The sequence below is a fragment of the Streptomyces sp. NPDC018045 genome (assembly GCF_044327445.1).
In the GTDB taxonomy this organism is placed as follows: Bacteria; Actinomycetota; Actinomycetes; order Streptomycetales; family Streptomycetaceae; genus Streptomyces.
This window is the reverse complement of record NZ_JBIRFL010000007.1, coordinates 23,279-48,758: the sequence shown is the minus strand read 5'-3', so window position 1 is coordinate 48,758 and position 25,480 is coordinate 23,279. Positions and strand designations below refer to the sequence as shown.

The window sequence follows — 25,480 nt, the reverse complement described above, 5'->3', positions numbered from 1 at the left end:
GGCCACTCGTGTCGCCGCTGCTGTTTCCGCCGCCGCTCTTTTCCCTCCGCTTCTCCGCCTCGGCCCGGTTCCCGCGCGTCCGGTCGCTTCTTTACACCGGCACCGCTCCGAGGAAGGATGATCCGTTATGCCTACCAAAACTCTGCAGATTCCCACCGCCGATGGCCAGGCCGACGCATTCGCCGCCTTCCCCGACCGCGGCGGGCGGCACCCGGGAGTCCTGCTCTACCCGGACGCCTTCGGCGTGCGGCCCGAATTGGAGGGGAAGGCCCGCGAACTGGCCGAGCACGGGTACTACGTACTCGTCCCCAACATCTACTACCGGCACCGCCCGGCACCGGTGCTCGAACTTCCCGAGTACATCGGGGAAGAGGCCAGGCCCGCGGTCTTCGCCCAGGCGTTGCCCTTGGTCGAGGCGCACACCACCGAACGGGTCCTGCGCGACGCCGACGCCTACCTCACCTTCCTCACCGCCCAGCCCGAGGTCGGTGCCGGGCCGGTCGGCGTATTCGGCTACTGCCTGGGCGCCGTCCTGGCGATGCGCACCGCAGCGGCCCACCCCGACCAGGTGGCCGCCGTCGCCGGATTCCACCCCGGCCCCTTGGTCACCGACGAGCCCGACAGCGCGCACCGCTCCATACCCAAGATCACTGCCCAGGTCCATATCGGCCTCGCCGAAGGGGACATGACGCCCGAGGCCCTCGGCGAACTCAACCAGGCCCTGGACGCCGCCGGTGTCGGCTACACCACCGAGATCTACCCGGACACCGTCCACGGCTTCACCATGTCGGACACCGAAGCCTTCAGCCCCACAGCCCTCCAGCACCACTGGGACCGCCTGCTCCCCCTCCTCGACCGCACCCTGACCAAGGGCTGAGGCCCCGGCTCCCGCTCCGCCGGGCGGCATCGTTCCGGTTCACCCCGAGCGGTCCAGCTCGCGTTGGACGCGGGCGGCCAGGGAGGTGTCGGTCAGCAGGGAGCCGTAGCCGGTGGCTGACCACAGGCTGTGCTCGGGCGGCACGTCGAAGTACGGGACGGGCCGGCCCGCGGCCCGGTCGGTGAGCGTGTCCGGGGTCCGGCCGACCCGGAGGGCCCGTATGCAGGCCGCGCAGGCGCCCACCGGGAAGCGATCGCCGCGCTCGGGCCCGCGCCAAGGTATGCGCCGGAGCGCGGGCCCGTGCAGTGGGTGGAAGAAACACAGGGGGAGCGGGGCCGCTTCCCGGCCGAGGGCGGCATGGCCCTCGTGGAGGAGGGCGAACACGCCTGCCAGGTCGGGGACTCCGCGTGCGCTCTTCAGGAGGGCGTCGGCCGTGGCGCAGGCCGCGCGGGCCCGGGCAGCGGCGGCCGTCGCGGACCGCGCGAGCCCGGCCAGGCGTATGACTTCCTCGGCGGCACGCTGCCGCATCCCGGCCTCGTCGGCGCGGCGTACGGCGGCGAAGACCGCCCGGGGCATCGACAACGGCTGGCCGAGGTCCCGCAGTCGGGAGCGGCGCCGGAGCAGGAGGCCGACGGCCGCCATGAGCAGGAGCGGCCCGGCGACGAGGAGGAGAAAGCGGAGAAGGGAGGGAGACGAGGAGGTGGTGGCGGCAGCAGGGGCGGAGGGGAACGGCGAGGCCAGGGCCAGTGGCGCTGCGGTCAGCAGTGCGTGGGTGCCCGGCCGCGCGCTCTCGGTCAGCCACATGCTTCCCCATCCCCGTTCGCCGGCCTCGCCGACGGCCTTGTCGGACGGCGCCGTTGACGTCCGTGTCGTCCTGGCGATCAGTTCGTCGCCGTGTCACGACGGTACCGGCCGTGTCCCTGTCGCGGGGAAGCCTGTGGATAACCTTCGCCGGTGGTGAATGACCGTCTCAGGGGCAGCGCCGGGGCAAGCTCAAGAGCCGTCGGCACTGGATCCCGGCGCTCCGTGCGGCGTCGGCCATCGCCCCTCCGGCTGATGGCCGTTGGTGCCGGTACCGACTGATCTCCGGGCCGGGTCGGCGGACTTGTGACCCCGGCCGCTCGGACCCGTAAGGGCCGGATTTCCGTTCGTGGCATGATCGGCGCCATGGAGCACTTCATACGTCCCAACGGTTCACCGCCCGTCAACGGCTACAGCCACGCGGTCTCCTTCACCGGCGCGATGGTCGCCGTCTCGGGCCAGATCCCAGCGGATGGCGACGGCAACCTGATCGGTAAGGGTGACGCTGAGGCCCAGGTCCGGCAGGTCTACACGAATCTGGCCACCGCGTTGGAAGCGGCCGGCTCCGGCCTGGAACACATCGTCAAACTGACGGTTTACCTGACCGATCTGGCCGACCTGGACGCGTTCCGCAAGGTACGAGACGAATACCAGAACGCGGAACGCCCGCCCGCCTGCTCCTTGGTGAAGGTCGCCGGTCTGGTTCACCCGGACTTCCGGGTCGAGGTCGACGCCTTGGCCGTGGTACCGAGCGCCGGGTAACGGCTCGGTTCACGGTCTGGCCCGAGCTGCCCCGGCCCGCGAGCGCCGGTGCCGAGCCGGCCGGGCAGCCCTTGGACGCGCAGCTCGACTCCCGCGCCGAGGCATCGGGCCGGGGGCCCCGACGTGCCGCAGCCCGCGGAGCCCCCGGCCCTTCCCTCACCCCTTGCTGACCGCCCCCAGGATCTCCGGCAGTCGCCGCGCCACCCACGGCGCCGCCACCCGCATGCCCAGGAGCGCGATGCCGACCCCGTACGCCGCTCCCGCCGGCAGCAGCAGCCACAGCAGGCCGTGCAGGCCCGCCACGTGCAGCCACACCAGCAGCCCGATCACCGGTGCGGCCAGTACGCCGCTGACCAGCATGCCGCCGAACAGGCTGAACCAGGCGATGGCGCCCTGTCCGGGAGCGATGTTCTTGTTGCTCTCCGCGGGGATGGAGTACGGGAACAGGGCCGAGGCCATCGCGCCGGTCGCCACCAGGGAGCCGAGCAGGGCCAGGGACAGCCCGTAGACGTCGAAGAACGCGGACCACGGGCCGAGGAAGGCGGCCGCGCCGATCACGACCAGCGTCACGAAGGGCACACCGACCAGGGCCAGGCCCAGCCCTCGGGCGCGCAGTTCCAGGTAGGCGTCCCGGGGCGTGGAGATCGTCGAGGCGACCATCCAGAACGCCGAGGTGTCCTGCCCGAACTGGTTGTACATCTGCATGCCCAGCAGGGCCGGTGCCGAGAACGCCGTGTAGATGCTGCCGCCGCCCTGGAGGGCGGAGATGACCGGGACGAGCAGGCCCACGCCGAACGCCATGGCCCACGACATCTTGGACTTCGGGTCGCGCCACGCGTAGCGCATCATCCGCAGGATGACGGTGCCCGTACGGCTCTCCGGCAGCAGCCGCTGCAGACCGCCCTTCGAGGAGCGCTGCTTGCGCGCGCTGTCCTGTTCGACGGCCTGGAGGGTGGAGGAGTCGGGCGAGGTCATCACCGTGGTCAGGGTGCGTTGCCACCACCACAGCAGCAGGCCGAGCGCCACCGCGGCCAGTGCCAGGCCCAGTACGGCACGCCCGTACGAGCCCTCGCTCGCCGCGCGGACCGCGTCCACGGCCGAGGCGGGGGGCACCCAGCGCAGGATGTCGGAGGTGGACTCCAGGGCGGACAGCCCGGCGCCCGAGCCGAACAGTTTCTGGGCGCCGACGTTCACGCCCTGTGCGCCGATCGCGACGAACAGGCCGCTCAGGACGGCGAGGTCGCGGCCCCGGCGGCTGGTCAGCAGCCGTACGTTGGCGGTGGCCACGGCCCGCGCCAGCGCCACGCACACCAGGACGACCAGGACGACGGCGAGGACGCCGACGACCGCGGCGCCCGCGCTGTGCGCCATCATGATCGCCGAGCCGACGGCCAGCGCCAGGGTGAAGACCGGGCCGATGCCGACCAGCGACGTGGCCAGCAGCGCGCCGATGAGCGGCCGGGGCCGCAGCGGCAGCATGACCAGCCGGGTGGGGTCGAGGGTCTCGTCACCGGACGGGAAGAACAGCGGCATCGCCGCCCAGCCCAGCGCCAGCACCGCGGCGAGCAGGACGCCCAGCGCGCCCGCGTGGTCGACGTCGCGCAGGGCGATCAGGGCGAGCAGTACGCCCGCCGCGCACAGCAGGGACACCACCAGCGACGCCACGTAGGCGAAGGTCCGGCCGGACGACTGGCGCAGGCCGTTGCGCAGCAGGGACAGCTTGAGGCGGATGAGGACCGGGGTCAGCGACGCGCCCGAGGCCGCGCGCGGAGCGCCGGACGGCGCGCCGGCCGGCGCCGTGGAGGTGGCGGGGGTGGTCATCGGGCGCCCCCGCCGCCCAGCCAGTCCAGGTCCTGCCCGGCCGCGCGGCCGTTGGCGCCGACCAGTTCGAGGAAGGCGTCCTGTAGGGACGGCGCGTCGCCGCGTACCTCCGCGAGCGGGCCGTCCGCCCTGATGCGCCCGCCGGCCATCACCGCCACCCAGTCGCACAGCGACTCCACCAGCTCCATCACATGGCTGGAGAAGACGACGGTGGCTCCGGAGGAGGTGTAGCGCTCCAGTACGCCGCGGATGGTCTGCGCGGACACCGGGTCGACGCCCTCGAACGGCTCGTCCAGGAAGAGGACCTCGGGGTTGTGCAGCAGCGCCGCCGCCAGCCCGATCTTCTTGCGCATACCGGTCGAGTAGTCGACGACGAGCTTGTTCTGCGCGCCGGACAGGTCCAGCACCTCCAGCAACTGGTCGGCGCGCTTGTCGACCTCCGCGCCGGGCAGCCCCCGCAGCCGCCCGATGTAGGCCAGGAGTTCGCGTCCCGACAGCCGCTCGAACAGGCGCAGTCCCTCGGGCAGTACGCCGATACGGGACTTCACCGCGACCGGGTCGTGCCACACGTCGTGGCCGCCGATCGTCACCTGCCCGGCGTCCGGGCGCAGCAGACCGGTCACCATCGAGAGAGTGGTGGTCTTGCCCGCGCCGTTGGGGCCGACCAGGCCGATGAACCGGCCCGCCGGCAGCGTCAGGTCGATTCCCGCCACGGCGACCTGCTCGCCGTACTTCTTCCACAGCCCCTGGACGTGCACGGCGGGCGGTACCGTGCCGTCCGTCCGGACGGGCGGACCGTCCGGTGGGGCGACCGTTTTGGTCGGTCGGTCGATGTGTTCCGGTTCGTTGGCCACCGGGCCTGCCTTCCACGTCCCCGCGGGGGCCGGTCGTGCCCCCGTCCGTTCATCCCACGATACGGGCGGGTGTGCGACGGGGCCGGTGCGGCCGAACGGCCGGGCGCATGGTGCGGGGAGGGGGCGTGCGCGAGGCGGTGAGCGCCCGGCGCACACGCGTGGGGCACGGGGGCAGGGCGACGGCGCGGCGGGGCGCCCCGCACGGCTCCGCCGCCCCGCCCTCACCGTCCGCGTGCTGCCGCGGCCTCCCGCCCGCAGGCGTACGCCAGGGGGCTGATCAGTTCCTCCGCGTCCGGCAGCCACCGGTTGGCTGCGGTGGGCTCGCGCACCCACTGCACCGCCCCGTAGGCCCCCACGCGGGTCGGCGGCGCGGCGACGTAGTCGCCCTCGCCCCGCGCGACCAGGTCCAGCGACGCGGGCGGCCAGCCCAGGTGCCGTACCAGGTCGGGCACCTTGACCGAGGCGCCGGGCAGGACGAAGAAGAGCATCCGGCGGCCCGGGGTGCGGGTCACCGGCCCGAGCGGCAGGTCCATCCGCTCCATCCGGGCCAGGGCCAGGCAGCCCGCCGTCTCGGGCACGTCGAGCGCCTCGAACGTACGGCCCGTCGGCAGCAGGATCGAGGCGCGCGGATTCCTGCTCCACAGGCGGCGGGCGGCGGTCGCACTGCCCGTGGCGTGCCCGGCCCAGCCGGGGACCGTGGGGTGCGCGCCGGGCGCGGCGCAGTCGGCCGCGCCGCACGAGCAGCGCGGCACTTCGCCGTCGTCCTCCAGCCATGCGCCGGGCAAGACGTCCCAATGCCGCTCTTCCGCGTAACGCACCGCAGTTTCGATCAACAGCTCGCCACGCTGCTCGGGGACCTGAGAGGCTCCTGTGACTCCGATGGTGTCTTCCACGTGGTGGACAACTTTCCCTGTCACCAAGGGTTACGGCCGACACGTGCCCCGCCCCGGCGCATCGTTCCCGCACGTGGGGCGCATGGATGCATGTCCGGGGGCGCGTGCGGGGCGGCGCCGGGAGAACGGGTAGCCACCTGCGTGACGGGCGGAGAGGCCGCCCGGCGGCAGGCCGCGGCACAGCCGAGACGGACCCCGGAGCGAACGCCGGGCCCGTACGGCGCGGCGGCGCCGCGAGCAGGGCGCGGGTACCGCACGGCGTACCCCGGTTCGGCCGATTCCCCGGAACATGTCCCACCGAAGACCGGAACACCGTCCCACCGAAGACCGGAGCAGCAGGAGCCGAGCCCATGAGACAGCACTCAGGGGCCGGAGCGGCAGGGCGTGCCGGACACCGCAATCCGGCGGAGCGATCCGCCGGCCGGCCGGGCCGATCGCTGCGACCCGGGAATGTCAAGGCTTCGGCGGACATGACGCACATCCGAGATATCCCGGATATCCGGCATATGCACGGGGAATTGGTCCACGGGTACGGCGTTCGCTGGTGAACGCGCAGCAGTAATCAGGGGGTGCAGCATGGCCGCCAGGCCACTCGTCGCGCGGCAGCCGAACGAACGGCTGCAGGCGCTCATCCAGGAAGCCGCCTGTTCCAACGCCGGACTCGCCCGCCGCGTCAACATGTGCGGCGCCGAACACGGCCTCGACCTGCGCTACGACAAGACCTCCGTCGCCCGCTGGCTGCGCGGCCAGCAGCCGCGCGGCCGGGCCCCCGCCGTCATCGCGGAGGCCCTGGGCCGCAAACTCGGGCGTACGGTCACCATCGACGAGATCGGGATGGCCGACGGCAAGAACCTCGCGTCCGGTGTGGGCCTGCAGTTCTCGCCCACCGTCCTCGGCGCCATCGAACAGGTCTGTGAGCTGTGGCGCAGCGACGTCGGCCGGCGCGACTTCCTCAGCGGCTCCACCGTGGCCGCCTCCGCGCTGGTCGAACCGAGCCGGGACTGGCTCATCACCAGCGCCGACCCGCAGGTGGCGCGCAACGCCGGTGCGCGGGTGGGCATCTCGGACGTCGAAGCCGTACGGGCCATGACCACGGCCCTGGGCGAACTGGACCACCGCTACGGCAGCGGCCACGTCCGGCCGGTCGTCGTCCACTACCTCAACAGCGTCGTCTCCGGGTTGCTGGCCGGCTCGTACCGGGAATCGGTCGGCCGCGAACTGTTCGCGGCGGTCGCCCGGCTGACGGAGCTGGGCGGCTACATGGCCGTCGACACCGGCCAGCCCGGGCTGGCGCAGCGCTACTACATCCAGGCGCTGCGGCTGGCGCAGGCGGCCGGCGACCGCGGTTACGGGGGGTACGTGCTGGCCGCCAGCATGAGCCACCTCGCCGCCTCGCTCGGCAACCCCCGGGAGATCGCGCAGCTCGCGAAGGCCGCGCAGGAAGGCGCCCGCGGGCATGTCACGCCGCGCGCGGAGGCGATGTTCTTCGCGGCGGAGGCGCGTGGGCACGCCCTGATGGGCGACGCGCGGGCCTTCCAGGTCGTGGCGGGCCGGGCCGTGGGCGCCATGGAACGCGCCGCCGGCTCCTCCGGCACCGGCGACGACCCGGTGTGGATCTCGCACTTCGACGAGGCCTACCTGGCCGACGAACTCGCGCACTGCCACCGTGACCTGGGGCAGGCCGGGGCGGCGCGCCAGCGCGCGCAGGAAGCGGTGGACGGACACCCCGAAGGGCGGGCACGGCGCCGCGCCATCGGGCTGGTACTGCTGGCCAGCGCACAGGTCCAGCAGCGCGAGATCGAGCAGGCGTGCCACACGGGCACGCAGGCCGTCGAGTTGCTGAGCGGGCTGCGGTCGAACCGTGGCGCGGAGTACCTGGAGGACTTCCAGCTACGGCTGGAGCCGTACCGGGACGAGCCGGTGGTGCGGGAGTTCGGTGCCCGGCTGGAATTGCGGGCAGCCGCGTAGCGGATTCGCGGCCCGCGGCAGCCGGGGGAGGGCTGGTCGGCGCCCGGGCCGCCTCGTCCTTCTCCGCCGGGCGGGCCGCGCAGGGCCCGCCCGGCGGCCCCGCGCGGCGCCGGAAGGGCCCCAGGAGGGCCTGGAAGGCCCCTTGTGGGGCGTCTTGGGTGGGTGGTGACCAGGGGACATGGTCGAACGCGACTGCGACCCGGTAGCGTGAGCCGACGCTTCCGTAAGTCAGCAGATCGTAGGAGTCCCGGTGACGCAGAGCGGACAGGGCAACGACCCGCACAATCCTGTGGGCGAGCCCGCGCGAGAGGGCGTCGTGCTGCCCGCTCACGGTGATCCGTGGGCCCCCGGCCACCAGGCCGCCCCGCCCGCGGGCCGGCCCTGGGGGCAGCCCTGGGGCCCTGAGCAGCAGCAGGGACCGGGCGGGCAACCGGCCCAGGGACAGCCGACGTCGGGGCAGCAGATTCCGGGGCAGCAGGTTCCGGGCCAGCAGGTTCCGGGGCAACCGGGACAGAGCCAGCAGATTCCGGGGCAGCCGATTCCGGAGCCGGGCCATCCGGTCCAGGGACAGCCGGTCCAGGGCCAGGCGTTCCCGGGGCAGTCGTACGGTGGGCAGCCTTACGGTCAGCAGCCGCCGCAGGGCCATCAGCAAGCCGCCGGGCAGCACGCCCCGGGCCACCAGCAGCCGTTCGGGCAGGACCAGCAGCCGTACGGACAGCAGCAACCGCCCTATGGCGCTCAGCCACCGTCTCACGGTGCTCAGCAACCCCCCTACGGCGCTCAGCAGCAGCCGTACGGCCAGGAGCCCTTCGCCCAGCAGCCGCCCGCCCAGCCGTTGCCCGCGGCGCCTCCGGCTCCTCTCGTACCTCCGACGGCGCCTCCCGCCCAGCAGCCGCAGCCGCCGCTCCAGCAGCACCAGCCCCCTGCGGCCACGCCCCTGCCTCCGCAGACGCAGCCTTCGCAGACGCAGCCTTCGCAAGCACAGCCTCCGCAGCCTCCGCAGGGCCCGTCCCCGGACATGGAAGCGACCGCGCTGATCTCCCCGTTCGACCCGCAGTCCGCCGGATTCGAGCCGCAGCCGGGCGGGTTCGCCCCGCGGTCCGGCGGCCCGGCCGCACCGCCGCCCGCCGGTGGCCGGCCGGAAGGTGGGCAGCCGGGAAGCCTCCCCGGAGCGCAGCAGGCGCCGCACGGCCAGCTCGTGCCCGCGACGCCGCAGGCCGGTGCGCCGATGCCGCCCGCCGCGGGCGACCCGGAGTCGACGGCCCTGCTGCGCCCCGTCGGCGGACGGCGGGGCCGGACGGGTGGCGGCACTCAGGGCGGGCAGCCCGGTCCGATGCCCGGTGCCGCGCCGCTGCCGCCGGAGGCCGGCGGCCCCGCGGGCGCACGCCCCGAATCGCCCGGCGAGTCCACCCGTACGCTGCGCGCGGTCAAGCCGAACGGTCCCCGGCCCGGCGCGGGCGGCCCCGGCCAGTCCGCACAGCCGGGTGCCGACTCCGAGGCCACCCAGCTCATCCCGCCGATAGGCGCCGGCACCCCCGCGCCGCCCGGCGCGCCCTTCGGCGTACGGCCCGGCGCGCCCGGTGACGCGGCCGGTGACCGTGCGACACCGGCCGAGTTCGAGGGCCTGTTCCGTTCCGGCCCCGGTGGTGTCGCTCCGTCCGGCGCACCGGACGGCGTCCCGGACGCCACCGCGCAGTTGCCCCGCTTCGACGAGCCGGGACAGCCGCCCCAGGGCCCGTACGGTCAGCAGCCTCCCGGCGGGCAGCAATACGGGCAGTACGACCGGTACGCGTCACAGGGGGATCACGAACAGGACGGCGGCGGCCGGCGGCGGCGCTTCGCGCCCGCCGTGATCATCGGTGTTGCCGTGGTCGCCCTGGCGGGCGCCGGGCTCGGTGTCGGCTATGCGCTGAGCGGAGGCGGTGACGACGGTTCCGCCAAGAAGGAGCAGGAGTCCGGCGGCGCCTCCGGAGCGGCGAAGGACGACAAGGGCGCCGGGGGCGCCAAGGGGGCCGGGCAGCGGCCGCCGTCCGCCGATCCGGTGGCCGCGCAGGCCAAGGACCTCGACGCGCTCCTGGCGGACAGCAACAACAGCCGGTCCGCCGTGATCGGCGCGGTCAAGAGCATCAAGTCGTGCGCCAACCTCGACGCCGCGGCCAAGGACCTCCGGGATGCCGCGAAGCAGCGCAACGACCTGGTGAGCCGGTTGGCCAAGCTCCCTGTCGACAAGCTGCCCGGCAGTGGTGAGCTGACCGCTGCGCTCAACGAGGCGTGGAAGTCCTCCGCCTCGGCCGACAACCACTACGCGGCCTGGGCCGGCCAGGTCAAGGGCAAGAACGGCTGCCACAAGGGCAAGGCCAAGGGCGGCAAGGAGCCCGCGCAGGGCAACGCGGACAGCGGGCGGGCCACCAAGGCCAAGCAGCGGGCGGCGAAGCTGTGGAACCCGATCGCCCAGAAGTACGGCCTGACCGAGCACCGCCCGGAACAGCTCTGACGCCCGGGGCGGGCACCTGGGAGCGGGTCCCGGCCCGGAGACGGTCCCGAGAGCGCACCGGTCCGACGCGAGGGTTCCGGGAGCGGATCAGACCCGACGCGCGAAGCCCCGGGAAGCGGTCGGCACCCGGCCGGGCGCCGACCGTGGCGTCACAGCTTCCCCGACTTCCGCTCCAGGAACAGCAGCCACGCCAGATACACGCCGCCGCCCACGCCCGTGATCACGCCCACCGGCAGGATGCCCGTACCGGACACCCGCTGGGCCGACCAGTCGGCGACGGTGACCAGGACGGCACCCATCCAGGCGGCGGGCAGGACGTTGGGGCCCGGGGAGCGGGTGAGGCGGCGGGCCAGTTGGGGCGCGGCGAGCGCGACGAAGGGGATCGGGCCGGCGGCCGCGACGGCGAGCGCCGTCAGGCCGGTGCCGGTGGCGAGGAGGGCGAGGCGGCTGCGTTCGGGCGCCACGCCGAGGGCCGCCGCCGTGTCGTCGCCCATCTCCAGCAGGGTCAGCCGGCGAGCCAGCGCCAGGACGGCGGGTGCCAGGGCGGCGACACCGAGCGCGGCCACGCTCACATCGGACCAGCCGCGGCCGTTCAGACTGCCGATCATCCAGGTGGCCGCTTCGGCGGCCTTGCCGATGTCGGCCCGTACGTACAGGTAACTGGTGAGCGAGCCCAGGACCGCCGACCCGCCGATGCCGACGAGCACCAGCCGGTAACCGTGCACACCGCGCCGCCAGGCCAGCAGGTAGACGGCGGCGGCGGTGGCCAGTCCGCCGAGCACCGCGCCGACGGCGATCTGCGCGGTGCCCGCTTCCAGGAGGACGACGGATACCAGCGCACCGGCCGACGCCCCGCTGCCGAAGCCGATGACGTCGGGGCTGCCCAGGGGGTTGCGGGCCAGCGACTGGAAGACCGCGCCGCTCATGCCCATCGCGAATCCGGCGAGCAGCCCGTCCAGCACCCTGGGCAGCCGCAGGCCGGTCACGACGAAGTCGGCGCCGGGCGGGCCGTCCCCCGAGAGGGTGGCGACGACTTCGGCGGGGCTGAGGCGGTAACTGCCCGTGCCCAGGGACAGGACGGCCACCAGGGCGCCGGTCAGCGCCAGTGCCGCGCAGACCAGCAGGGCACGTCGGCCCAGGCGCAGGGACAGTCCGCCGCGGCTGCGCAGCACGGTGGGGCGGGGCGCAGCGCGGCGCGCGGTGGGGGTGCGCACGGCGCTCACAACTGGGCCACCTTCCGCCGGCGGACGAGGTGGATGAACAGCAGGCCGCCGCAGAACGCGGTGACCACCCCGACCTCGATCTCGGCCGGCGGGACCAGCACCCGGCCGACGATGTCGGACCCCAGCAGCAGGACCGGCGCGAAGACGGCGCAGTAGGGGAACAGCCACCGGTTGTCGGGGCCGCAGAAGGCCCGTACCGCGTGCGGAATCATCAGGCCGATGAAACCGATCGGCCCGCACACGGCGGTCGCGGCGCCGGACAGCAGGGTGATGGCGGCGATGGACAGGACCCGGGTGCGGCCCAGCCGGGCGCCCAGGGAGCGGGCGGTGTCCTCGCCCAGTGCCACCGCGTTCAGCGGGCGGGCCAGCGTCAGCGCGAGGACCGCGCCCGCCAGCAGGAACGGCAGCGCGGCCGGCAGCAGGTCGCCGCGGCGGCCCGCGAGGGTGCCGACCGACCAGTGCCGCATGGTCTCCAGCGCTCCCAGGTCCGACAGTTGCAGCCCGTTGACGTAGCCGAAGAGGGCGGCGTTGACGGCGGTGCCCGCCAGGGCCAGGCGTACCGGGGTGGCCGCTCGGCTGCCGCCGAGCGCGTTGACCAGGACGGCCGCCACGCCGGCGCCGGCCAGCGCGAACCACAGGTAGCCGGTGAAGGAGGTGACGCCCAGCACGCTGATCGCGGTGACGACGGCGGCCGAGGCGCCCGCGTTGACGCCGAGGAGGCCGGGGTCGGCCAGCGGGTTGCGGGTGAGGGCCTGCATCACGGCGCCGGCCAGCCCGAGGGCGGCGCCCGCCGCGACGCCCAGCACGGTACGCGGCAGGCGCAGTTCCCGCACGATCCGGTCGTCGGCGGTGCCGGTCCACCCGAACAGGGCGTGCCACACCTGGTCGAGGGGGATGGCCTTGGCGCCCACGGCGATGCTCGCCAGCACCACGGCGGCCAGCAGCACCGCGCCCAGCAGCAGCCCGCCGGCCCGCAGCACGCGGCGCCCGGCGGGCGGAGCGGCCGGTGCTTCCGGACCGGATGGGGCGGGTGGGCCGGTGCGCGCCGCGGTCGCGGTCGCCGTCACGCGGCGCTGCCTTCCCGGACGGCTGCCCGATGGCGTACGCACTCCTCGTACGAGGGAAGCAGGCCCTGCCGCTCCGCCTCCTCCAGGGTGGGCGCCGCGGCGTCCTTCGCGGACAGCAGCGGGGTGACACCGGCGGGCCAGCCGATGCCCAGGGCCGGGTCCAGCGGGTGGACGCCGTGCTCACGGCGGGGCTGGTAGCCGGTGGAGCACAGGTAGACCACGGTGGCGTCGTCGGTCAGGGCCATGAAGGCGTGGCCGAGCCCCTCGGAGAGGTACACCGCGCTCAGCCCGTCCTCGTCCAGCGGTACGGCTTCCCACGCGCGGTAGGTGGGGGAGCCGGTCCGCAGGTCCACCACCACGTCCAGCACGGCGCCGCGTACGCAGGTGACGTATTTGGCCTGGCCGGGCGGCACGTCGCTGAAGTGCACGCCGCGCAGTACGCCGCGTCGGGAGACGGAGCAGTTGGCCTGCGCCAGGGCCGGGGTGCGACCGGTGGCGCCGGTGAACTCCGGCTGGGTGAACCACTCGTGGAAGGAGCCTCGGTCGTCCCGGTGGACGAGCGGTTCGCGGACCCAGGCTCCTTCGATGCTCAGCGGGCGCATGAGACCGCTCCTTCCAGGGTCGCGGTGACCGCGGCGAACTCGGCGGTGAGCGCCTCGCGCCAGTGCCGGGGCGCGGGCAGGCCGGCGGCGGCCCAGCGGTCGTGGCCCAGCACGCTCCAGGCGGGGCGGCGGGCGGGCCGGTTCAGGGTGGTGCTGTCGGTGGGCCGGACGCGGTCCGGGTCGGCGCCCGCCAGCCGGAAGACGTCGCGGGCCAGGCCGTACCAGGTGGTCCGTCCGCCGGTGGTGGCGTGGAAGACGCCGGGGCGGGCGGGGCCGCGACCCAGGGCGAGCAGCCGTCCGGCCACGTCGCGGGCGGGGGTGGGCTGGCCCGTCTGGTCGTCGACGACGTGCACGGTGGTGCCGCGCGCGGCGTGTTCGGCCATGGTCCGCACGAAGTTGCGGCCGTGGGCGCCGTACAGCCAGGCGGTGCGGACGACGGTGCCGGTGTGCGGCAGTTCGGCCAGCACGGCCTGTTCGCCGGCCAGTTTGCTGCGCCCGTAGGCGGTCCGCGGCCCGGTCGGCGCGTCTTCCGGGTACGCGGTGGCGGCGTCGCCCGCGAAGACGTAGTCGGTGGACACGTGCAGCAGCCGGGCGCCGCCGCGGGCGCAGGCGCGGGCCAGGCCGCGTACGGCGTCGGCGTTGACGCGGTGTGCCTGTTCCTCGTGGGCCTCGGCGGCGTCCACGTCCGTGTAGGCGGCGCAGTTGACCACGACGGCCGGCCGGACGCGGCGCAGCGCGGACTCCACGGCGCGGGCGTCGGTGAGGTCCAGGGACCGGCGGTCCATGGGGAGCGCGCACTCGCCCTCGGCGGCCAGCAGGCGGCACACCTCGCGGCCGAGCATCCCGCTCGCGCCGGTGATCAGCCAGCGGTTCACCGGGCCGCACCGCCCAGGGCCGGCGCGGCGGTGGCGCCGCCGGCCGGGGGCGCAGACCGGTCGGGGTGGTCGCGGTACCAGGCGACGGTCTCGGCGAGCCCGTCCTCGAAGGAGCGCCGGGGAACGTAGCCGAGTTCGGTACGGATCTTCGTCCAGTCCACGGAGTAGCGCCGGTCGTGGCCCTTGCGGTCGGTGACGTGGTCGACCCGGTCCCAGCCGGCGCCGCAGGCGGCGAGGAGGCGTCCGGTGAGGTCCCGGTTGCTGAGTTCGGTACCGCCGCCGATGTTGTAGATCTCGCCGGGCCGGCCGCCCTCCAGGACCAGGCGCAGGGCGTGGCAGTGGTCGTCGACGTGCAGCCAGTCGCGTACGTGGAGTCCGTCGCCGTACAGCGGGACGCGCCCGCCGGCCAGCAGCCGGCCGACGAACAGCGGGATGACCTTCTCGGGGTGCTGGTAGGGGCCGTAGTTGTTGGAGCAGCGGGTCACCGACACGTCGAGGCCGTGGGTGCGGTGGTGGGCCAGGGCGAGGAGGTCGGAGCCGGCCTTGGTGGCGGAGTAGGGCGAGTTGGGGGCCGGCGGCTGGTCCTCGGTCCAGGAGCCGTCCGCGATCGAGCCGTACACCTCGTCGGTGGAGACGTGGACGAAGCGGGCGACGCGGTGGCGTACCGCGGACTCCAGCAGGACCTGGGTGCCCAGGACGTTGGTGGACGCGAAGTCGGCGCCGTCCGCGATGGAGCGGTCGACGTGCGACTCGGCGGCGAAGTGCACCACCGCGTCGTGCTCCGCCAGCAGGTCGTCCACCAGCGGCCGGTCGCGGATGTCGCCGTGTACGAAGGTGAACCGGGGATCACCGGCCACGGGCCGGAGGTTGGCGCGGTGCCCGGCGTAGGTCAGGGCGTCCAGGACGGTGATGACGTGCGGCCCGCCGCCGGGGCCCTCGGGGGCGAGCAGGGTGCGGACGAAGTGGGAGCCGATGAAGCCGGCCCCGCCGGTGACGAGGATTCTCAAGGCGTCAGTCCAAGGAGAATAGGGCGGAAACAGGGGGTGCGGGCGTGCGGTGGGGCGCCCCGCGCACGGCCTCCGGAGGTCAGGGCGCGATCTGCACCTGACTGTGGTCCCCGAGCACCAGGCGGTGCGCGCGGGGCGCGCGGGCGGCGCCGCTCATGCGGACCATGCGGCCGATGAGCGAGCCCTCGATCCGCCCGGCGTTCTCGATGCGGGAGTCGCCCAGCACGATGGAGAACTCCACCTCGCTGCCGCTGATCACGCAGCCGTCGGCGACGGACGTGGAGGGGCCGATGTAGGAGTCCCGGACGACACTGCCCGCGCCGATGACCGCGGGCCCCACGATCCGGGACCGGACGACACGGGCCCCGGCCTCGATGCGGACCCGGCCGACGAGTTCGCTGGCGCCGTCCACGTCGCCGAGGACGGCGGGCGGCATTCCCTCCAGCACGGTGCGGTTGACCTCCAGCATGTCGGTGGCGTTGCCGGTGTCCTTCCAGTAGCCGGAGATGACGGTGGACTGCACGGTACGCCCGGCGTCGACCAGCCACTGGAGGGCGTCGGTGATCTCCAGCTCGCCGCGCGCCGAGGGCGTGATGGCCCGTACGGCGTCGTGCACGCCGGGGGTGAAGAGGTAGACGCCGACCAGCGCCAGGTCGCTGCGCGGGGCGCTCGGCTTCTCCTCCAGGCGCAGGACGCGCCCCTCGGGGCTGAGTTCGGCGACGCCGAAGGCGGTGGGGTCGGGGACCTTGGTGAGCAGGATGCGGGCGTCGGGGCGGGACTGCCGGAACTCGTCGACGAGTTCGGTGATCCCGCCGACCACGAAGTTGTCGCCGAGGTACATCACGAAGTCGTCGTCGCCGAGCCAGTCGCGGGCGATCAGGACGGCGTGCGCCAGGCCCAGGGGCTGCTCCTGCGGGAGGTAGGTGACGCGCGCCCCGAAGCGGGAGCCGTCGCCCACGGCCGCCCGGATCTCCGCCGCGGTGTCCCCGACGATGATGCCGATGTCGGTGACGCCCGCGGCGACCAGGGACTCGATGCCGTAGAAGAGCACCGGCTTGTTGGCGACGGGGACGAGCTGCTTGGCGGCGGTGTGGGTGATGGGCCGCAGTCTGCTGCCGGTGCCTCCGGAGAGGACAAGTGCCTTCATGAGCGGGTCATCCTTGGGTGAGGGGGGCGGGCTCGGCAGCGGCGGCCGAGTGGTGGTGCCACAGCCGGGCGTACGGGCCGTCGGCGGCGAGGAGCTGCTGGTGGGTGCCTGCTTCGGCGATCCGCCCGGCGTCCAGGACGACGATCCGGTCGGCCCGCGCGGCGGTGGCCGGCCGGTGCGCGACCAGGACGGTGGTGCGGCCGGTGGCCAGGCGGTCCCCGGCGTCGAGCACCGTGCGCTCGGTGACCGGGTCGAGGGCGGCGGTGGCCTCGTCGAGCAGCAGCAGGCCGGGGTCGACGAGGTGGGCGCGGGCCAGCGCGACGAGCTGGCGCTGGCCGGCGGACAGGCGCTGTCCGCGTTCGCCGACGGGCTGGCGGAAGCCGTACGGCTGGGCGGTCACCGCGGGCAGCGCGCCCACCGCCCGCACGGCCGCCTCGACCTCCTGGTCGGTGGCCCCGGGCCGGCCGTAGCGGACGTTGTCGGCGATGTCGCCGGTGAACAGGTGGGCTTCCTGGGGGACGACGCCGAGCAGCCGTCGGTAGGCGGGCGGGTCGTAGGTACGGATGTCCACGCCGTCCACCAGCACCTGTCCCTCGGTGGCGTCGTGGAAGCGGGCGAGCAGCTTGACCACGGTGGACTTGCCGGCCCCGGTCGCGCCGACGAGCGCGACCGTCTCGCCGGGTTCGATGCGCAGGCTGACCCGGTCCAGGGACGGCCGCTCGGCGCCCGGGTAGCGGAGGGTGACGTCACGCAGCTCGATCGGCCCGGACAGCCGGTCCGGTACGGGCGCGGGGCCGGCGGGAGCCCGTACGGAGGGTGTGACGCGCAGCAGCTCCATGGTGCGGCGCAGGCCGACGGACGCCTGCTGGTAGCTGTCGAAGGCGAGCGAGAGCTGCTGGACGGGCGCGAAGAACATGCCGAGGAACAGGGTGAAGGCGACCAGCACACCGGCGCTGAGGCTGCCGTCCGCGACCCGGTACGCACCGGACAGCAGGACGGTGGCCTTGGCGAGTTCGGCGGTGAGGTTGACGCACGGGAAGTACACGGCGGCATAGCGCTGGGCGCGCAGCCGGGCGGCGCGGTAGCTCTCGGACAGTTGGCCGAACGCCTCGGCCGTCGTGCCCTCGCGGCCCTGGGACTGGGCGACGCGCAGCCCCGAGACGTTCTCCTGGAGGCTGGAATTGACCTCGCCGACGCGTTTGCGTGCGTCCGTGTACGCCGCGGAGGACAGCCGCCAGAAGACGGCGGTGGCCACGGCGATCAGCGGGACGAGGGCGAGTGCCGTCAGGGCCAGCGGCAGGTCGACGGCGAGCATCGCCACCACGGCGCCGCACAGGGTGGCCAGGGCGGCGACGGAGGCCAGCAGGTGGGTCTGGAGGAAGGCGGACAGCGCGTCGATGTCGTTGACCATGGCGGTCATGATCTGGCCGCCGCGTTCGCGCTCGTAGAAGTCCAGCCCCAGCCGCTGGAGGTGGGCGAACGTCTTCACCCGCAGCCCGTACAGCACCCGTTCCCCGGCCCGCCGGGTGATGCGCGCCTGAAGGGTGAGCACGCCCCAGCCGGCGGCGACGACGAGCAGCGCGGTCAGGGCGGTGGCGGCGAGCGCGCCGCCGTCGCCCGCGCCGACCCCCGCGTCCAGGCCGTGCCGGACGAGGAGGGGCAGCGCGAGGGAGGCGAGCGAGTCGGCGGCGACGAGCAGCAGGCCGAGCAGCAGCGCGGCGCGTACGGGGGCGAGCAGCCGCCGGAAGCGGGCGTCGGGGTCGGGGGCGCGCAGCCGGGCTTCGTCCAGGCGGGGGTTCTCGGTGGTGTCCTCCGCCGGGTCCGGGTCGGCGGGGGGCTCCGGCCAGAGGCCCGGGGTGACGCCCCGGCCGGTGGTGTGCGGATCGGCGGTGACACGGACGTCGAGGGAGTCGCCGGGCCCGGCCAGGAGTTCGCGGAACAGCGGGCAGCGTGCCGCCAGTTCCGCGTGGGTGCCGGTGTCCACCACGCGGCCCTGGTCCAGGACGGCGATGCGGTCGGCGAGCCGGAGGGTGGAGCGGCGGTGCGCGATCAGCAGGGTCGTCCGGTCGCCGGTGACGGCGCGCAGCGTGCGGTGGATGGCGGCCTCGGTGCCGGCGTCCACGGCGGATGTCGCGTCGTCCAGGACGAGGACGCGCGGGTCGGCCAGCAGGGCGCGGGCCAGCACCAGGCGCTGCCGCTGCCCGCCGGAGAGCGTCAGTCCGCGCTCGCCGACCTCGGTGGCGTACCCGTCGGGCAGCGCGGTGATGAACGCGTGCGCCTCGGCGGCCTCGGCGGCCGCCCTGACCTGCTCGTCGGTGGCGTCCGGACGGCCGTAGGCGATGTTGTCGCGGACGGAGCAGGAGAACAGGAAGGGTTCTTCGAAGACCACGCCGATGGTGGCGCGGAGGTCGCGCAGGGACAGTTCGCGGACGTCGGGGGCGGCGCCGGGCGGACCGACGTGCACGGAGCCGGCCTGCGGGTCGTAGAAGCGGGGGAGCAGCAGGGAGACGGTGGACTTGCCGGAGCCCGACGGGCCGACGAGGGCCAGGGTCTCACCGGGCCGTACGGTCAGCGAGGCGCCGTCGAGGACCGGGGCGCTGGGCGCGTATCCGAAGCGTACGCCGCGCAGTTCCAGTCCGACGGGGCCGGCGGGCAGGGCGGCCGGGTCGGCCGGTTCGGTGATGTCGGGGCGGGCGTCGATGAGTTCGCCGACCCGTTCGGCGGCGGCGCGGGCCTGCTGGGCGGTGACCAGGAAGCTCGCGAACAGCCGGGCGGGCCCGGCCAGCAGGGCCAGGTAGGCGGCGAAGGCGAGGAAGGTGCCGGGGCCGATGGTGCCGCGCAGCGCCAGCCAGCCGCCGAGGGCGAGCACCCCGACCTGGCCGAGCGCGGGCAGCGCCGCGAGGGTGGCGGTGGCGCCGGCCTGGATGCGGGCCACCCGCATCCGCCGCCCGAACAGGCCGCGGGCGGTACGGGCCAGCCGGTCGACCTCGCGGTCCTCCTGGCCGAAGCCCTTGACCACCCGTACGCCGGTGACGGCCTCCTCGACCTGTTCGGCGACGCGGGCGGCGCCGGCCTGCGCCGCGCGGGTGGCGGGGACGAGCCGGGCGCGACTGCGGGCGGCGGCCCACGCGGTGGCGGGCACCACGGTCAGCGCGACCAGGGCGAGCGGGGCGCACAGCCAGAGCATCGCGCCGACGGCGACGAGGAAGAGGGCCGAGGTGCCGAGCGGGATGGGCAGCATCCCGAGCATGATCTGCACCTGCGTCAGGTCGCTGTTGGCGCGGGAGACGACCTGGCCGGTGCGCAGGGCGTCCTGTTTGACGCCGTCCAGGCGCTGGAGGGAGTCGAACACCTGGGTGCGCAGGCGGTGCTGGACGCCGAGGGCGAGCTTTCCGGCGGCGTAGCGGCGGGTGAATTCGGCGCCGAACTGGAGCAGCGCCAGGCCCGCCATCGTGGCGGCGAGCCAGCCGATGCGGTCGGTGTGCCCGGCCACGGCGTCGTCGACGCCGAGCCGGGCGAGCAGCGGGCCGACCGCCTCAAGTCCCGTGCCGAACACGGAACTCACGGCGACCGCGAGGAGGAGTCGGGGGTGGTGCCGGCACGCGGCGCCGAGCCTGCGTATCCAGCCGGGGGACGTTGTTGACCTGCTGAGCACGTGGTTAGCTTAGGCTTACCTAAGTGATGGTTCGCCACTCTTGGTGTGTGACCTGGCGCACATGCGCCTCCGGGTCGCCCGTTCCCCGCCGCCCGCAACACCACCCGTGCCCCGGCGCCGATCTGACGTTCCGTCGGGCGCCCGCCGGGCAAGAAAGCAGGTAGTCGATGCGTGTCCTGTTCGCCGGGCCCCCCTTCTTCGGGCTGCTCTACCCGATGGTTCCGCTGGCCCAGGCGTTCCGCGCCGCGGGCCACGACGTCCTCGTCGCCACCTGCGGACGCGCCGTCGGCCACACCGTCGCGGCCGGGCTGCCGGCCGTCGACTGCGCGCCCGGCATCGACCCCGACGCCCTGTACACCGCCATGGAGAAGGGCCGCCGGGGCAAACCGCCGGCCCCCGGCGAGCGGCGAACCGCCCCCAAGGGCAAGGGATTCTCCTTCTTCAGCGAGGAGATGGCGGACACCATGGCCGACGTCGCCCGCCACTGGCGGCCCGACCTCGTCGTGCACACCCCCAACGGCGTCGTCGGCCAGCTCGTCGCCGCCGCGCTCGGCATCCCCTCCGTCCTGCACGCGGTCGGTTTCGGCCACACCGGCCGGCACGTCGCGATGATGAACGACGCGCTCGCCGACGGATACGCCCGCCACGGCCTCGACGGGCCGGCGCCGGTCGCCGCCTGGCTCGACGTCACCCCGCCCACCATGAGCGTCACCGCCGAACCGCACCGCCGCCACCTGCGCTACGTCCCGTACAACGGCGGCGGCGCGCTGCCCCGCTGGCTCTTCGAGGAGCGCAAGCGGCCCCGGATCGCGGTCACCCTCGGCACCGTCCGCCCGGTCGTGGACGGCGTCTCACCCGTCGCATGGGTCGTCGACGCCGCCCGCGTGACCGACGCCGAGTTCGTGCTCGCGCTCGGCGGTGCCGACCTGTCGGCGCTCGGCCCGCTCCCCGACAACGTCCGCCCCGTGGCGTGGACGCCCCTGGGCGCGCTGCTCGCGGGCAGCGACGCCACCATCCACCACGGCGGCGCCGGCACCACCCTGACCGCCCTGGACGCCGGCCTGCCGCAGCTCGTCCTCGGCGAGGGCGCCGACCGGCCGGCCAACGCGGCGGCGGTCCGGGCGCGCGGTTGCGGCCTGGTGCCGGAAAGCCCGGCCGCCCTCGCGGGCCCCGGCCGCCCCGGGCGCGAACTGGTCCGGCGCCTCCTGGAGGACGAAGCGCTGGCCACGGCCGCCCGGGAGACGGCCGAGGAGATGGCCGTGCTGCCCAGCCCCGCCGACGCCGTACCCCGGCTCGTCGAACTGGCCCTCTCCCAGGGAGCGAACAGATGACCCGCCCGGCCGCCCCCGCCGCCCGGACGGCCCCCGCCGGGCCGCCCCGCATCCCCCGGCCCCACCCGGCCGAGACCACGCACAGCCCACGGATGGCGCACCTGGCCGCCGAACTGGCCGCGGCCGGGCCGGCCGCCGCGCGCGCCGCGGTGCTGGCCCGGTTCTGGACCGAGGCGGCGGCCCGCGGCACCCCGCTCGTCGAACCGCTCGACGGTGACCCCGGGCACCGCGCCGTCACCTTCCTGTGGCGCGGCGGCCCCGCCACCCGGCAGGTACTGCTGATGGTCAACCGGCTGATGGACCGCGCCGACCTGCCCGCGAGCCTGATGCGCCACCTGCCCGGTACGGACGTGTGGCACCTGACCTACCGCCTGCGCGGCGACCACCGCGGCTCGTACCGCATCGCCCCCGACACCGGGGGCCGGCCGCCCGGCGACCTCGCCGGGCTGGCCGCCACCGGCGTCCGCGACCCCCTCAACCCCCGTACCATCGCCACCCGCTGGCACGGCCCGCCCGGCTCCGTCTTCGAACTGCCCCACGCCCCGCCCCGCCCCTGGCCCCACCCCGCGCGCCCCGGCACCCCGCGCGGCACGGTACGGCGTCACCAGGTGACCGGCGCCGCGCTCGGCGCGGAACGCGAGGTCTGGGTGTACGAGCCGCCGGCACCCGCCGGCTCCGGACCGGGCCGCACCGGGCCCACCGACACCCTCGTCCTGCTCGACGGCGACATGTGGTTCGGCCAGCTCCACCTGGAGGACGTGCTGGACGGGCTCGTCACGGACGGCGCGATCCCGCCGCTGACCGTGCTCGCCCCGCACGCCGTCGACAACGCCACCCGTGCCCGCGAGTTCGGTGGCCACCCCGCGTACGTCTCCTTCCTCGCCGGGGAACTCCTGCCCTGGGCCGCCGGGAGGCTGCCGCTCACCACGGACCCGGCGCGCACGGTCGTCGCGGGGCAGAGCCTGGGCGGCCTCACCGCCCTGTACGCCGGGTACGCCGCCCCGGACCGGTTCGGCAACGTCCTGGCCCAGTCCCCCTCCTTGTGGTGGCAGCCCCCGGGCGAGCCCGCCGGGGAGACCGCCTGGATCACCCGCCGCTACGCCGAGGGCGCGCCGCGCGGGCTGCGGCTGCACCTGGACGTCGGGCTGCACGAGTGGGGCATGCTCGAACAGACCCGTGACCTGCGCCGGACGCTCCGCGCCGGCGGCCACACCGTCACCGGCTCCGACTTCAACGGCGGTCACGACTACGCCTGCTGGACCGTCGCCCTGGCACAGGGACTCATCGCCCTCCTCGGCCCCGGCCCACCCCTCGCTCACCGGGGCGCCGGCGTTCCCCCGGCCACCGGCACCCCCTGACCCCGCACCCCTCCTGCTCTTCCGCCGCACCACACACACAAGGAGCCATTCCCATGCGTATCCGCCGACCCGCCGCCCTGCTCGGCCTCGCCCTGGCGGGCGCCCTGACCCTCGCCGGCTGCGGGGACGGTGACTCCGGCGGCCCGGACGGCGCCGGTGGCAAGGCCGGCGGTTCCGGCACCCGTACCGTCACCGACGCCAACGGCAAGAAGGTGGCGGTGCCCGCCGCGCCCAAGAAGGTGGTCACGCTCAGCGAGCCCACCCTCGACGCCGCGCTGGCCCTCGGCGTCCACCCGATCGGCGCCACCAGCGGGCGCGGTCAGTCCGGCGTGGCCGGCTACCTCGCGCCGAAGGCCGGGTCCGCCGAGATCGTCGCCAATGTCGCCGAGCCCGACCTGGACAAGCTCGCCGCCCTGCGGCCGGACCTGATCCTGCTCGACGAGACGGTGGGCGCCAAGCGTGTCCAGGACAAGCTCGGCCGGATCGCTCCCACCGTGCTCACCGCCAAGCTCAACGCCCCCTGGCGGGACGCCTTCACCGCGACCGCCGACGCGCTCGGCAAGAAGGCCGACGGGCAGAAGTGGCTCGCCTCCTTCGACGCCCGCCGCACGGCCGTGAAGAACGGGCTCGGGTCCGACGCCGGGGCCGTCACCAGCGTCATCCGCTGGCAGAACGGCGCGCCTTCGGTGGTCGGCAAGGGCAAGGGGCACGTCGGCGACACCCTCGCCGCGCTCGGCCTGAAGCGGCCGCGGGGCCAGCAGGGCGAGAGCGCCGGCCACAGCGAACCGGTGAGCCTGGAGCGGCTGGAAACGATCGACGGCGACTGGCTGTTCCTCGGCGCGCTCGGCGACAAGGCGGCGGGGGAGAAGAGCCTGAAGGAGGCCACCGCCGTACCGAACTTCGGCAAGCTCAAGGCCGTCGAGAAGCACCACGTCGTGGTGGTCGACGGGTCCGCGTGGAACAGCTCGGGCGGCCCGCTCGCCGCGGAAGCCGTGCTCACGGACGTCGAGCGGGCCCTGACGAAGAAGGGCTGAGCACGGCCGGCACGGGGGCGGGCCGTACGGGCGGCCGGCACGGGGCGCGACGCGGCACGACGGCACCCCGGTGGTCCGCCCGCTCCCGACCCTCCCGCTCTGGGACCGCGCGCTCTTGGCCCGCCCGCTCCTGGCGCGTCCGCTCCTGGCCCGTCCGCTCCGGGGCCTCCCGCCCCTCGGTCGTCCGCTGCCGCACCGCCCGTCCCTGAACCGCCCGCCCTCAGGATTCCGCCCGCGGCTTCTCCAGCGTCCCGGCGACGTTCACGAAGCCCTCCTTCGCCGCCACCAACTGCCCCTCCCGTACCACCTGATAGGTCACCAGCCCGTTGACCGTGCGCGGGAAGCCCTGCACCGCGAGCATGTCGTCGGCGCGCCAGCGCAGTTCCGGCGTCAGCCCGCCGGTGTCCACGGCCCGTGCGCCGTGGTCCAGCGCCTGCCGCACGGTGTGGGCCGTGATGTCCTCGGCACCGTCCTCGCCGAGCTGCTCGACGACCGCGCGCAGCACCGTGTAGGCGATCCACGTCGTCTGCACGCCCGGATCGGCCGGGTCGATGCGGTTGTCGCCGAAGGCGTGGTCGTTGATGACCTTGCGCATCGGGTTCCAGCGCGGATCGCTCGCGACCGGGTACCAGCCCGTCAGGTACGCCCCCTCCAGCGGCCCGGACCGGCCGCCCGTACGGTCCACCAGCGCCTGCCCGGCGCTGCCCAGCACCGAAGCGATCCGTACCTTCGAGCCCTCGGGCTGGAGGCGGCGGAAGGAGTCGAAGAACGTGTCGGTGCGCTCGCCGAGGGCGGCCGTCACACAGCCGCCCGCCCCCTTCGTGCCGCCCGCCGCGCCCGGTCCGGCGCCGACGCCGTCCAGGGCGCGCCGGGCCGCGTCCGCGTAGTCGGTGCCGTCCTCGGGCGCGCGGACGTCCCGCGCGGCGCCGCGGCTGCCGTCGGCCAGGCCCGCGCCGAGCAGGGCGGGCATCTGGTCGCCCTGGATGGTGTCCGGGCGCACCAGTGAGACCCGCTCGCAGACGCTCGCGAGCTGGCGCCCGTTGCCCGCCAGGAGGGCGGCCTGCCCGCCGTTGACCGGGTACGACAGCGGGCTGGCGAACTCCTCGTCGGAGACGCCGTAACCGCCGAGGTAGGGAATGCCGTTCCGCTCCAGCGGCGAGATGAACGAGCGGCCGAACTGGCTGTACGAGCCGACGACCGCGACCGCCCCGGCGTCCACCGCCCGCTGCGCGCAGTGCGCGGCGGCCACCGAGTCGTTGTGCTCGTTGCAGGTGACGACCTTCAGCGGATGGCCGTCGATGCCGCCCCGGGAGTTGACCCAGCGGGCGTACGCCTGCGCCATGGCGGGCATCCCCGGCATGTTGGTCGCCTTGGTGCCCACCGGCGCCCACGTCATCACCGTGAGCGGCTCCTTCTCCCCGGAGCCTCCCGGGACGCCGGGGAGGGAGCCGCAGGCCGAGAGCAGTGACGCCAGGACCGCCGTGCAGGCCGTGGCAGCCGTGACGGCTGCGCCGGCGCGGGGGAAGGGGCGGGGGGAGGAGGGGCGTCGCCGTCCGGTCATGTGCACGGAGCATTCCGCTTCGGCCGGAACGGGTGAGTGACGTCGGGGCAACGCGTGGTGGCAGTGGGGTGAATTCCGGGGGGCCGCCGGTGATCATCGGCCGAGAACGTACGATCGAATACTGTGCAAGGTTCGGAGAAGTCTTCCCGT

At 74.7% G+C, this 25,480-nt stretch carries 19 protein-coding genes; 7 read left to right on the top strand and 12 right to left on the bottom strand.

Annotation, left to right across the window (positions count from 1 at the left end; all coding sequences use genetic code 11):
* The first annotated feature begins 127 nt into the window (after positions 1-127).
* Positions 128-877, top strand: a complete 750-nt coding sequence (locus tag ACH4EB_RS18450) for a dienelactone hydrolase family protein (RefSeq protein ID WP_398348584.1) — start codon at positions 128-130, stop codon at positions 875-877.
* A gap of 39 nt (positions 878-916) precedes the next feature.
* On the opposite strand, the gene ACH4EB_RS18445 is transcribed toward ACH4EB_RS18450, so the two are convergent.
* A complete protein-coding gene (locus ACH4EB_RS18445; protein ID WP_398348583.1) occupies positions 917-1,681 on the bottom strand; it encodes a hypothetical protein in 765 nt (254 codons plus the stop codon).
* 351 nt (positions 1,682-2,032) lie between these two features.
* On the opposite strand from ACH4EB_RS18445, the gene ACH4EB_RS18440 reads away from it, so the two are divergent.
* Positions 2,033-2,440, top strand: a complete 408-nt coding sequence (locus tag ACH4EB_RS18440) for a RidA family protein (protein WP_398348582.1) — start codon at positions 2,033-2,035, stop codon at positions 2,438-2,440.
* 156 nt (positions 2,441-2,596) lie between these two features.
* Here the strand turns inward: ACH4EB_RS18440 and ACH4EB_RS18435 are convergent, their stop codons facing one another.
* The 3 genes from ACH4EB_RS18435 to ACH4EB_RS18425 form a co-directional block, all read right to left on the bottom strand.
* Positions 2,597-4,261 carry a transporter gene (locus tag ACH4EB_RS18435; RefSeq protein WP_398348581.1) on the bottom strand — a complete coding sequence of 555 codons (1,665 nt, stop codon included), beginning with the start codon at positions 4,259-4,261 and terminating at the stop codon, positions 2,597-2,599.
* Positions 4,258-5,115: an ABC transporter ATP-binding protein gene (locus tag ACH4EB_RS18430; RefSeq protein WP_398348580.1), complete on the bottom strand. Its 858-nt coding sequence runs from the start codon at positions 5,113-5,115 to the stop codon at positions 4,258-4,260. Before ACH4EB_RS18430 ends, ACH4EB_RS18435 begins: the two co-directional genes overlap by 4 nt.
* Positions 5,116-5,336: 221 nt before the next feature.
* The gene (locus tag ACH4EB_RS18425; RefSeq protein ID WP_398348579.1) at positions 5,337-6,008 is read right to left on the bottom strand and encodes a bifunctional DNA primase/polymerase; all 672 of its coding nucleotides are present in this window, start codon (positions 6,006-6,008) and stop codon (positions 5,337-5,339) included.
* A 576-nt stretch (positions 6,009-6,584) separates the two neighbouring features.
* Between ACH4EB_RS18425 and ACH4EB_RS18420 the strand changes: the two genes are divergently transcribed.
* Both ACH4EB_RS18420 and ACH4EB_RS18415 read left to right on the top strand, forming a co-directional pair.
* Complete coding sequence (locus ACH4EB_RS18420; RefSeq protein ID WP_398348578.1) at positions 6,585-7,976, top strand: transcriptional regulator; 1,392 nt, start codon at positions 6,585-6,587, stop codon at positions 7,974-7,976.
* 1,018 nt (positions 7,977-8,994) lie between these two features.
* On the top strand, positions 8,995-10,470 hold the full coding sequence (locus tag ACH4EB_RS18415) for a hypothetical protein (RefSeq protein ID WP_398348577.1): 1,476 nt from the start codon (positions 8,995-8,997) through the stop codon (positions 10,468-10,470).
* A gap of 149 nt (positions 10,471-10,619) precedes the next feature.
* On the opposite strand, the gene ACH4EB_RS18410 is transcribed toward ACH4EB_RS18415, so the two are convergent.
* The 7 genes from ACH4EB_RS18410 to ACH4EB_RS18380 form a co-directional block, all read right to left on the bottom strand.
* The gene (locus ACH4EB_RS18410) at positions 10,620-11,693 is read right to left on the bottom strand and encodes a FecCD family ABC transporter permease (RefSeq protein WP_398348576.1); all 1,074 of its coding nucleotides are present in this window, start codon (positions 11,691-11,693) and stop codon (positions 10,620-10,622) included.
* Positions 11,690-12,760: a FecCD family ABC transporter permease gene (locus tag ACH4EB_RS18405; RefSeq protein ID WP_398348575.1), complete on the bottom strand. Its 1,071-nt coding sequence runs from the start codon at positions 12,758-12,760 to the stop codon at positions 11,690-11,692. Before ACH4EB_RS18405 ends, ACH4EB_RS18410 begins: the two co-directional genes overlap by 4 nt.
* Positions 12,757-13,362: a dTDP-4-dehydrorhamnose 3,5-epimerase family protein gene (locus ACH4EB_RS18400; protein WP_398348574.1), complete on the bottom strand. Its 606-nt coding sequence runs from the start codon at positions 13,360-13,362 to the stop codon at positions 12,757-12,759. The genes ACH4EB_RS18405 and ACH4EB_RS18400 overlap by 4 nt, the downstream gene beginning before the upstream one ends.
* A complete protein-coding gene (gene rfbD, locus ACH4EB_RS18395) occupies positions 13,350-14,237 on the bottom strand; it encodes a dTDP-4-dehydrorhamnose reductase (RefSeq protein ID WP_398348573.1) in 888 nt (295 codons plus the stop codon). Before rfbD ends, ACH4EB_RS18400 begins: the two co-directional genes overlap by 13 nt.
* A complete protein-coding gene (gene rfbB, locus ACH4EB_RS18390) occupies positions 14,234-15,244 on the bottom strand; it encodes a dTDP-glucose 4,6-dehydratase (protein WP_398348572.1) in 1,011 nt (336 codons plus the stop codon). Before rfbB ends, rfbD begins: the two co-directional genes overlap by 4 nt.
* 79 nt (positions 15,245-15,323) lie before the next feature.
* Positions 15,324-16,391, bottom strand: coding sequence for a glucose-1-phosphate thymidylyltransferase (locus tag ACH4EB_RS18385; RefSeq protein WP_398348571.1), 1,068 nt, complete (start codon positions 16,389-16,391; stop codon positions 15,324-15,326).
* 7 nt (positions 16,392-16,398) lie between these two features.
* Positions 16,399-20,046, bottom strand: a complete 3,648-nt coding sequence (locus tag ACH4EB_RS18380) for an ABC transporter ATP-binding protein (RefSeq protein ID WP_398348570.1) — start codon at positions 20,044-20,046, stop codon at positions 16,399-16,401.
* A 167-nt stretch (positions 20,047-20,213) separates the two neighbouring features.
* Between ACH4EB_RS18380 and ACH4EB_RS18375 the strand changes: the two genes are divergently transcribed.
* The 3 genes from ACH4EB_RS18375 to ACH4EB_RS18365 are packed head-to-tail and all read left to right on the top strand — an operon-like array spanning position 20,214 to position 23,769.
* Positions 20,214-21,377 carry a nucleotide disphospho-sugar-binding domain-containing protein gene (locus ACH4EB_RS18375; protein ID WP_398348569.1) on the top strand — a complete coding sequence of 388 codons (1,164 nt, stop codon included), beginning with the start codon at positions 20,214-20,216 and terminating at the stop codon, positions 21,375-21,377.
* Positions 21,374-22,735, top strand: coding sequence for an enterochelin esterase (gene fes / locus ACH4EB_RS18370; protein ID WP_398348568.1), 1,362 nt, complete (start codon positions 21,374-21,376; stop codon positions 22,733-22,735). Before ACH4EB_RS18375 ends, fes begins: the two co-directional genes overlap by 4 nt.
* Positions 22,736-22,788: 53 nt before the next feature.
* Entirely contained in the window at positions 22,789-23,769 is a 981-nt protein-coding gene (locus ACH4EB_RS18365; protein ID WP_398348567.1) for an ABC transporter substrate-binding protein, read from the top strand.
* A gap of 220 nt (positions 23,770-23,989) precedes the next feature.
* Here ACH4EB_RS18365 and ACH4EB_RS18360 read toward each other — a convergent pair whose 3' ends face one another.
* Positions 23,990-25,330, bottom strand: a complete 1,341-nt coding sequence (locus tag ACH4EB_RS18360; RefSeq protein ID WP_398348566.1) for an ABC transporter substrate-binding protein — start codon at positions 25,328-25,330, stop codon at positions 23,990-23,992.
* Positions 25,331-25,480 lie beyond the last annotated feature (150 nt).

What these genes read in the sequence shown, in the direction of transcription:
- ACH4EB_RS18450 (WP_398348584.1), top strand. Translation starts at nt 128, where the DNA reads ATGCCTACCAAAACTCTGCAGATTCCCACCGCCGATGGCCAGGCCGAC.
- ACH4EB_RS18445 (WP_398348583.1), bottom strand. Translation starts at nt 1,681, where the DNA reads ATGTGGCTGACCGAGAGCGCGCGGCCGGGCACCCACGCACTGCTGACC.
- ACH4EB_RS18440 (WP_398348582.1), top strand. Translation starts at nt 2,033, where the DNA reads ATGATCGGCGCCATGGAGCACTTCATACGTCCCAACGGTTCACCGCCC.
- ACH4EB_RS18435 (WP_398348581.1), bottom strand. Translation starts at nt 4,261, where the DNA reads ATGACCACCCCCGCCACCTCCACGGCGCCGGCCGGCGCGCCGTCCGGC.
- ACH4EB_RS18420 (WP_398348578.1), top strand. Translation starts at nt 6,585, where the DNA reads ATGGCCGCCAGGCCACTCGTCGCGCGGCAGCCGAACGAACGGCTGCAG.
- ACH4EB_RS18415 (WP_398348577.1), top strand. Translation starts at nt 8,995, where the DNA reads ATGGAAGCGACCGCGCTGATCTCCCCGTTCGACCCGCAGTCCGCCGGA.
- ACH4EB_RS18400 (WP_398348574.1), bottom strand. Translation starts at nt 13,362, where the DNA reads ATGCGCCCGCTGAGCATCGAAGGAGCCTGGGTCCGCGAACCGCTCGTC.
- ACH4EB_RS18385 (WP_398348571.1), bottom strand. Translation starts at nt 16,391, where the DNA reads ATGAAGGCACTTGTCCTCTCCGGAGGCACCGGCAGCAGACTGCGGCCC.
- ACH4EB_RS18375 (WP_398348569.1), top strand. Translation starts at nt 20,214, where the DNA reads ATGCGTGTCCTGTTCGCCGGGCCCCCCTTCTTCGGGCTGCTCTACCCG.
- fes (WP_398348568.1), top strand. Translation starts at nt 21,374, where the DNA reads ATGACCCGCCCGGCCGCCCCCGCCGCCCGGACGGCCCCCGCCGGGCCG.
- ACH4EB_RS18365 (WP_398348567.1), top strand. Translation starts at nt 22,789, where the DNA reads ATGCGTATCCGCCGACCCGCCGCCCTGCTCGGCCTCGCCCTGGCGGGC.
- ACH4EB_RS18360 (WP_398348566.1), bottom strand. Translation starts at nt 25,330, where the DNA reads ATGACCGGACGGCGACGCCCCTCCTCCCCCCGCCCCTTCCCCCGCGCC.